3 protein-coding genes are annotated in these 3,215 nt (G+C 67.0%); all 3 read left to right on the top strand.

Annotated features, from left to right (window positions below; translation table 11 throughout):
- The coding region (locus G3N93_RS37155; RefSeq protein ID WP_206135254.1) for a chemotaxis protein CheW at positions 1–1,275 on the top strand (1,275 nt) is incomplete at its 5' end.
- A gap of 51 nt (positions 1,276–1,326) precedes the next feature.
- The gene (cheW, locus tag G3N93_RS37150; protein WP_043185043.1) at positions 1,327–1,842 is read left to right on the top strand and encodes a chemotaxis protein CheW; all 516 of its coding nucleotides are present in this window, start codon (positions 1,327–1,329) and stop codon (positions 1,840–1,842) included.
- A gap of 37 nt (positions 1,843–1,879) precedes the next feature.
- Positions 1,880–3,215: Tar ligand binding domain-containing protein (locus G3N93_RS37145; protein ID WP_206135253.1), on the top strand; the 1,336-nt coding region annotated here is incomplete at its 3' end.

Here is a 3,215-nt window from a genome sequence, read left to right as displayed (position 1 = left end):
CACGCGCCGCAGGCCGCCGCGCATCACGACGACAAGCGCGCGCGCCCGGCCGCCGCGGCCGCATCGGGCGCCGAAGGCAGCTCGATTCGCGTCGGCGTCGAGAAGGTCGACCAGCTGATCAACCTGGTCGGCGAACTCGTGATCACGCAGGCGATGCTCGCGGAAACCGCGAGCGCGTTCGATCCGGCGCTGCACGACCGCCTGTTCAACGGGATGGCGCAGCTCGAGCGCAACGCACGCGACCTGCAGGAAGCCGTGATGTCGATCCGCATGATGCCGATGGACTACGTGTTCAGCCGCTTCCCGCGTCTGGTGCGCGACCTCGCCGGCAAGCTCGGCAAGCAGGTCGAGCTGGTCACGTTCGGCCAGGCGACCGAGCTCGACAAGAGCCTGATCGAACGGATCATCGATCCGCTGACCCACCTCGTGCGCAACAGCCTCGACCACGGGATCGAGACGGTCGACAAGCGCGTCGCCGCCGGCAAGGACGCCGTTGGCCAGCTCGTGCTGTCGGCCGCGCATCACGGCGGCAACATCGTGATCGAGGTGAGCGACGACGGCGCGGGCCTGAATCGCGAGCGCATTCTCGCGAAGGCCGCGAAACAGGGCATGCAGGTGTCCGACAACATCAGCGACGACGAAGTCTGGCAGCTGATCTTCGCGCCGGGCTTCTCGACCGCCGAGACGGTGACCGACGTGTCGGGCCGCGGCGTCGGGATGGACGTCGTGAAGCGCAACATCCAGTCGATGGGCGGCCACGTCGAGATCACGTCGGTGGCCGGCCGCGGCACGACCACGCGGATCGTGCTGCCGCTGACGCTCGCGATTCTCGACGGGATGTCGGTGAAGGTCGGCAACGAGATCTTCATCCTGCCGCTGAACTTCGTGATGGAGTCGCTGCAGCCGTCGAACGACGATATCTACACGGTCGGCAACGGCGAACGCGTGGTGCGCGTGCGCGGCGAATACCTGCCGCTCGTCGCGCTGCACGAGGTGTTCTCGGTCGAGGACGCGCGTACCGACCCGACGCAAGGGATCGTCACGATCATGGAAACCGAGGGGCGCCGCTTCGCGATGCTGATCGACGAGCTGGTCGGCCAGCAGCAGGTGGTCGTGAAGAACCTCGAAACCAATTACCGCAAGGTGCACGGCATCTCGGCGGCGACCATCCTCGGCGACGGCAGCGTCGCGTTGATCGTCGACGTCGCGGCGCTGAACCGCGAAACCCGTGCGACGCACGGCGCCCGTGCCGGCGCCGAGCTCGCGATGTTCTGATGTCACTCGCCATTCAACCGATTGGGGGCAAACGTGTCTGCTGAAGTCCAAATGATCAATCCGGCCGCGGCGAACGCGGCAACGAGCCGCCGCGACGCGGAACAAGGCGACGCGACGGGCCAGGAATTCCTCGTGTTCACGCTCGGCGACGAGGAATACGGGATCGACATCCTGAAGGTGCAGGAAATCCGCGGCTACGACAGCGTCACGCGCATCGCGAACGCGCCGGAGTTCATCAAGGGCGTGATCAACTTGCGCGGGATCATCGTGCCGATCGTCGACATGCGGATCAAGTTCCATCTCGGCCGCGTCGAGTACGACCACCAGACCGTCGTGATCATCCTGAACGTCGCGCATCGCGTGGTCGGGATGGTGGTCGACGGCGTGTCGGACGTGCTGACGCTGCAGACCGACCAGATCATGCCGGCGCCGGAATTCGGCGCGACGCTGACGACCGAGTACCTGACTGGCCTCGGCACGGTCGACGGCCGGATGCTGATCCTGATGGACATCGAGAAGCTGATGTCGAGCCGTGAAATGGCGCTGATCGAGACGCTCGGCGGGTAAGCGCGCCGCGCGCGCAGGAATTTCGGGAGAATCTGCAATGTTGCATAACTGGTCGATCCGCACGACGCTTACGGCGGTCGGACTCATCCTCGTGGCGCTGGCCGCAGCCGTCGGCGGGCTCGGCCTGTACGCGCTGAATCACGCGAGCCGCTCGCTCGACGAGATCGCGCACGTCGACCTGCCGGCGATCCATACGCTCGACGACACGTCGTCGTACCTGCTGCGTGCGCGCGTGTCGCTCGACCGCTTCCGTTCGTTGACGGAAGGCGGCAACATGGCCGAAGCGGCCAAGGTGCTCGACCGCGCGCAGGAGCTGTACGCGAAGTCGAACCAGAACTGGCAGGCGTTCCAGTCGACGCCGAAGCTCGGCGTCGAGCAGGCGCTCGTCGACGAACTGACCACTCGCTACACGACGATCGTGAAGGAAGGCGTCGAGCCCGAATTCGCGGCCGCCCGCGCGGGCGACATGGCCGCGTACCACGCGGTCGCCGACACCAAGATCAGCCCGATGTTCGTCGCGTACGACCAGGCCGCGTCGGCCGTGATCGCATCGCTGCAGAAGCGCGCCGAAGATCGCCAGGCCGCGACGCAATCGCAGATCTCGCTGATGATCGGGCTGATCGCGGCCGGCATCGCGATCGCGTTCGTCGTCGTGATCGCGATCCGCTTCGCGCTGCGCGGGCTGATCGTGCAGCCGCTGGAAGACGCGATTGCGCACTTCGAGCGCATCGCCGGCGGCGACCTCACGCAGCCGGTCGACGTGTTCAGCACGAACGAGATCGGCCGCCTGTTCGGCGGCATCAAGCGGATGCAGGACGCCGTCACGACGATGGTGCAGGCCGTGCATCGCGGCACCGAATCGATCGACGTCGGCGCGCGCGAGATCGCGACCGGCAACATCGACCTGTCGCAGCGTACCGAGGAGCAGGCCGCATCGCTGCAGGAAACCGCGTCGAGCATGGAGCAACTGACGGGCACCGTGCGGCAGAACGCGGAAAACGCGCGGCAGGCCAGCCAGCTCGCGGTGAACGCATCGGACATCGCGACGCAGGGCGGCGACGTCGTCGGCCAGGTCGTGTCGACGATGCAGGACATCGCGGCGAGCTCGGGCAAGGTCGTCGACATCATCGGCACGATCGAGGGCATCGCGTTCCAGACCAACATCCTCGCGCTGAACGCGGCGGTCGAAGCCGCCCGCGCCGGCGAACAGGGCCGCGGCTTCGCGGTGGTCGCGGGCGAAGTGCGCTCGCTCGCGCAGCGCAGCGCGACGGCGTCGAAGGAGATCCGCGAGCTGATCGTCGATTCGGTCGAGCGCGTGCGCAACGGGTCGACGCTGGTCGGCCAGGCCGGCACGACGATGGGCGAGATCCTGC

This window comes from Burkholderia sp. Se-20378 (assembly GCF_017104665.1).
Lineage (GTDB): Bacteria > Pseudomonadota > Gammaproteobacteria > Burkholderiales > Burkholderiaceae > Burkholderia > Burkholderia lata.
Note: the sequence above shows the minus strand (reverse complement) of the source record. Positions and strands in the feature narration are given on the sequence as shown.

Bases quoted from the DNA above. Each gene is read 5' to 3' on its own strand.
- cheW (WP_043185043.1), top strand. From the start codon at position 1,327: ATGATCAATCCGGCCGCGGCGAACGCGGCAACGAGCCGCCGCGACGCG.